Source organism: uncultured Allobosea sp., assembly GCF_945956895.1.
Taxonomy (GTDB): Bacteria; Pseudomonadota; Alphaproteobacteria; order Rhizobiales; family Beijerinckiaceae; genus Allobosea.
In genome coordinates, this window is the sequence record NZ_CAMFJF010000134.1 from 1 (window position 1) to 4,492 (window position 4,492).

Genomic DNA, 4,492 nt, shown 5'->3' on the forward strand with positions numbered 1-4,492 from the left:
CGGTTTCTCACGGGAATTCCAGGCGGCCTCACTTGCGATGACGACTCAGCAGGCTCATGTTGCCGCAATCCTTGCGTCCGAGCGAACCGTCCATGTCCGCCGTCCATCATATTCTGCTGGTCGATGACGACCAGACCCTGCGCGATACATTGTCGGAGCAGCTCTCCCTCTACGAGGAATTCCGGCTGTCGACGGCCGATAACGCGACGGCGGCGATCAAGGCCGTGCAAGGGGAGCGCGTCGACCTCGCCGTGATGGATGTCGGCCTGCCCGACATGGATGGGCGCGAGGCCGTCAAGGTGATGCGCAAGAACGGCTTCAAGAGCCCTGTCGTGATGCTGACGGCGCAGGGCTCCGATGCCGATACCGTGCTCGGGCTCGAGGCCGGCGCCAACGATTATGTGGTCAAGCCGTTCAAGTTCGCCGTGCTGCTGGCGCGTATCCGCGCGCATCTGAGGCAATACGAGGCGAGCGAGGACGCGATCTTTCAGGTCGGGCCTTACACCTTCCATCCGGGCTCGAAGCTGCTCGTCAGCGAGAAGGGCTCCAAGACCAAGCTCACCGAGAAGGAGACCGCGATCCTGCGCTTCCTCTATCGCGCCGGTCGCAAGCCGATCGCGCGGGAGGTGCTTCTGCAGGAGGTCTGGGGCTATAACAGCCAGGTGACGACCCACACGCTCGAAACCCATATCTACCGGCTGCGCCAGAAGATCGAACCCGATCCGGGCAATGCGCGACTCCTCGTTACCGATGCCGGCGGTTACCGGCTGAATCCCTGACGGATGGCGCTCGACGACGACATGGCCCTGCTGGCCCGGCAGCCGCTGCTGAGCCTGATGGATCGCGATGCGCTGAGATTGCTCGCCTTCGCGGCCGAAAGCCGCATCCTGCGCGCCGGCGACGTGCTGTTCCGCGCGGGCGAGCCGTCGGACGGAGCGGTATTGGTCGTTTCAGGGGCTGTCGCGTTGACGGTGCAGGACGACGGCAAGCCCGCCACCGAGATCGTCGGACCCGGCGCGATGATCGGCGAACTCGCGCTTTTCACGTCAGTTCCGCGCCAGGTCACCGCGATCGCGCGCGAGCCGACGCAGGTGATGCGATTGCCGCGCAGCGTGATGCGGCGCGTGCTTGGCGAATCCCCTGATTCGGCCGAGGCGATCGCCGCCGCGATCGGTGCTCGATTGCAGGGCTTCGTCGGCGAGCTCTCGGCCGTCCAGGAAGCGCTGAACGCGATCGACCGGAAATAGCGACCGTTCAGGACGAGGGCGGGTGCCGCGCCGCCCGGATCGCGGCAAAGCGCGGCCAGAGGCTGTTGATGCACAAGCCGGAGAGCACCAGCCCGGCCGCAAGGAATTTCCAGCCGGGCAAGGGTTCGCCGAGCCAGATGGCGGCGGCGCCCATCCCGAAGACCGGAACCAGCAGGGAGGTCGGTGCCACGGTGGCGGCGGCATAGCGCGAGAGCAGCCAGCCCCAGACGGCATAGCCGAACATGACATTGCCGACCGCCTGCCAGACCGCGGCGGCCCAGGCGATGGCCGGAGCATGGACGAGGCCGTCGCGCATCGCCGGCCAGCCTTCGATCGCCCAGGACAGGGCAAGCAGCGGCGGGATCGCGAACAGGCTGGTCCAGACGACATAGGCGAGCATGTCGACCCTGGGTGTGCTGCGCGCCACGATATTGCCGGCGGCCCAGCAGAAGGCGGCGCCGAGCACGAGGATAATGCCGAGAAGCGTGGTCGAGCCGTCCGTGTGCCAGAGGATCACCCCGATTCCGACGGCGGCAAGCGCAAGCCCGGCGAACTGGAAGGGTTGCACGCGCTCGTGCGTGATCGCGGCCGCCAGCAGGATCGTGAAGAAGGGCTGCGACTGCACGACAAGCGAGGCGAGGCCCGGCGTGATGTAGCCCTTGATGGCGAAGAAGAGCAGGCCGAATTGCCCGGCGCCGATCAGGACGCCATAGGCAGCGAGCTTGCTCCAGGGCGCGTCGGGGCGCTTCAGGAAAAAGACTGCCGGCAAGAGCGCGAAGGTAAAGCGGAGCGCCGCGAAGAGCAGCGGCGGGAAATGCTCGACGCCGATATGGATGACGACGAAATTCGTGCCCCATACCGCCATGACGGCCAGCGTGATCAGGGCGTCCCGGAATGAAAGCGATGTGGGAAGAGCTGGCTGCACGGGATTGGCTTCGCCTGACGTTTCGCGGAGCCCATATCATGCGCGTCGGCCTGGCGGTTAGGACGGGCCGGCATGGCGGAGGGGCCGGTGCGGCATAGAAAGCTGCGGGTGGTCTCGTCAGAGCTCCAGCGTCACCGTGACCGGGACATGGTCGGAGGGGCGCTCCCAGCCACGGGCTTCGCGCAGGAAGGTGAGATCGCGCAGCGCGGGCTTCAGCGCATCCGAGAGCCAGATATGGTCGAGCCGGCGGCCCTTGTTCGACGCTTCCCAGTCCTGCGCGCGGTAGCTCCACCAGGAATAGAGCTTTTCGGGTTCGGGCCGCAGCGTGCGGGCTGCGTCGGTCCAGCCGAGCTCGCTGCGTAGCTTCTCCAGCGTCGTCGTCTCGATCGGGGTGTGGCTGACGACGTCGAGAAGCTGCTTGTGGCTCCAGACATCATGCTCAAGCGGGGCGATGTTGAGGTCGCCGAGCAGGATCGCCGGCCGGTCTGTCGGCTTCCTGGTCACGCCCCAGGCGCCGATCTCGTCGAGGAAGGCGAGCTTATGGGCGAATTTGTCGTTCTTCTCGGGGTCGGGCAGGTCGCCGCCGGCCGGGATGTAGAAATTATGGATGGCGATGCCGGCAGCCGGGCCAGCCGCCTTGTCGAGCGTCACCGTCATGTGCCGGGCGTCGTTACGGCCGCACATCGACATCGCCTCCTTCTCGCTGAAGGGGAGCTTCGAGACGATGGCGACGCCGTTATAGCCCTTCTGGCCGATGAAGGCCTGGTGGACATAGCCGAGCTGGTGGAAGGCCTTGGCCGGAAACTGCTCGTCCGGCGTCTTGGTCTCCTGCAGGCAGAGCACGTCGGGGGCGTGGGTGGCGAGGTATTCGCCGACCATGCCGATGCGCAGGCGGACGGAATTGATGTTCCAGCTGGTGACGGTGAATTGCACGCGAGGATTCCGGCAGGGAGGAGGCCGGAAACTGGGTGGTTGAAGCGCAAAAGGCAAGCGCTTTGCTGGGCGGTCCGCTTCCCGTCATTGCGAGGAGCGAAGCGACGAAGCAATCCAGGAGAATCGGGTTGAGCGTCGCACCTCGTCCCCCTTGGATTGCTTCGCTGACGCTCGCAATGACGGGGAGGCAGGATCGGGGCCTCGGCTTAGAGCTTGCGCTGGTAGTCGATCACGAAATTCTGCGGATCGGGTCGGCGCCGGGTGTCGAGATTGTAAAGCGAGATCGCGGTCTCGTAGCCCTGCGGGTCGACGACGACCCATTGCCGCAGCTCATTGGCGACGAGGTCGAATTTCAGCGTGATCTTCGAGGTGCCGCCCAGCGTCGAGCGATCCTCGATCCGGACGGTCAGCAGGTCGCCGTCGACGCTGGCGCCCTTGAGCGTGCCCTCGCGCGCCAGGTCCATCTTCTCGCGCACGAGGAATTTCAAAGGCGTCTGGCCGATCGAATAGAGGTCCTGCGTCGCCAGGCGCTTGTCGCGGATGGCGACCGAAGTGCCGTCCGCGATCACTTCCGTGGTCGTCGGCGGCTCGTATTCGAAGCGCATCTTGCCGGGGCGCTGGATATAGATACGCCCCTCCAGGCGTCGTCCATTGGCGGCGTGCTGGATGAAATTGCCCTGCAGCGTGGTGAAGCTGTTGAGATAGGCGTTCAGCCGCTCGACGGCCTCTTCCTGCGTCGCGGGCGGGGCTTGCTTGCCTCTGGCGGGAGTTGCCGCCGGCTTCGCCGTCTCGGTTGCCGGGGCGGCTGCGGCTGGCGCGCTCGTCGCCACGGGCTGAACGGGAGCGGCATCCGCCGCAGCGCTGCGTGCCTGGCCGAGCCCGGCGGGGCGGGGCGGGGGCAACACGAGGCGCGGTGCGGCCGGCTTGGCCGCGGCCGGCTTCGGCGGCTGAAGCTGAAGGGGCTGGGCCGCCAGCGGGTCGGCCGCGAGCGCGCAGCCGACAATCGCCGTCACCAGAACCGAAGCCCGAACGGCCGGGGTCAATCTATCGAGCAAGGCTGCTCCATTTCTTATGCCGCGGCCATTCCTGCCGAAGCCTCGAGATCGCCGACGCAAGAGATCGGGCGATTCCCGATCCGGTCTTTCGGTCTCAACGTCTGGTCTGCCGCGGACGTTGCAGCATCGTCATGGCAATTTGAGGACTGGCGCCGGTTGCCGCAAGGGCGCCGGGCGTCGCAAGCCTCAATCGTCGTGCTGATTCTGGCTTTCCACCAGGATCTCGCGCTTGCCTGCGTGGTTAGCCGGCCCGACGATGCCCTCGTTCTCCATGCGTTCCATGATGGATGCGGCGCGGTTGTAGCCGATCTGGAGGCGGCGCTGGATATAGG

At 66.1% G+C, this 4,492-nt stretch carries 6 protein-coding genes; 2 read left to right on the forward strand and 4 right to left on the reverse strand.

Features of this window, described 5'->3' with window-relative positions; all coding sequences use genetic code 11:
* Positions 1-92: 92 nt before the first annotated feature.
* Complete coding sequence (locus Q0Q02_RS23260; protein WP_293813147.1) at positions 93-779, forward strand: response regulator transcription factor; 687 nt, start codon at positions 93-95, stop codon at positions 777-779.
* Positions 780-782: 3 nt separating this feature from the next.
* Positions 783-1,247 (forward strand): cyclic nucleotide-binding domain-containing protein, encoded by a 465-nt coding sequence (locus Q0Q02_RS23265; RefSeq protein ID WP_293813148.1) that lies wholly within the window; start codon positions 783-785, stop codon positions 1,245-1,247.
* A 7-nt stretch (positions 1,248-1,254) separates the two neighbouring features.
* On the opposite strand, the gene Q0Q02_RS23270 is transcribed toward Q0Q02_RS23265, so the two are convergent.
* The 4 genes from Q0Q02_RS23270 to Q0Q02_RS23285 all read right to left on the reverse strand — a co-directional run.
* On the reverse strand, positions 1,255-2,172 hold the full coding sequence (locus Q0Q02_RS23270) for an EamA family transporter (protein WP_293813149.1): 918 nt from the start codon (positions 2,170-2,172) through the stop codon (positions 1,255-1,257).
* A 117-nt stretch (positions 2,173-2,289) separates the two neighbouring features.
* Positions 2,290-3,105 carry an exodeoxyribonuclease III gene (gene xth, locus Q0Q02_RS23275; RefSeq protein ID WP_293813150.1) on the reverse strand — a complete coding sequence of 272 codons (816 nt, stop codon included), beginning with the start codon at positions 3,103-3,105 and terminating at the stop codon, positions 2,290-2,292.
* A 206-nt stretch (positions 3,106-3,311) separates the two neighbouring features.
* Entirely contained in the window at positions 3,312-4,160 is an 849-nt protein-coding gene (locus tag Q0Q02_RS23280; RefSeq protein ID WP_293813151.1) for an outer membrane lipoprotein carrier protein LolA, read from the reverse strand.
* Between the two features lie 186 nt (positions 4,161-4,346).
* Positions 4,347-4,492, reverse strand: a 146-nt coding sequence (locus tag Q0Q02_RS23285) for a DNA translocase FtsK (protein ID WP_293813152.1), incomplete at its 5' end; no start/stop codon positions are given.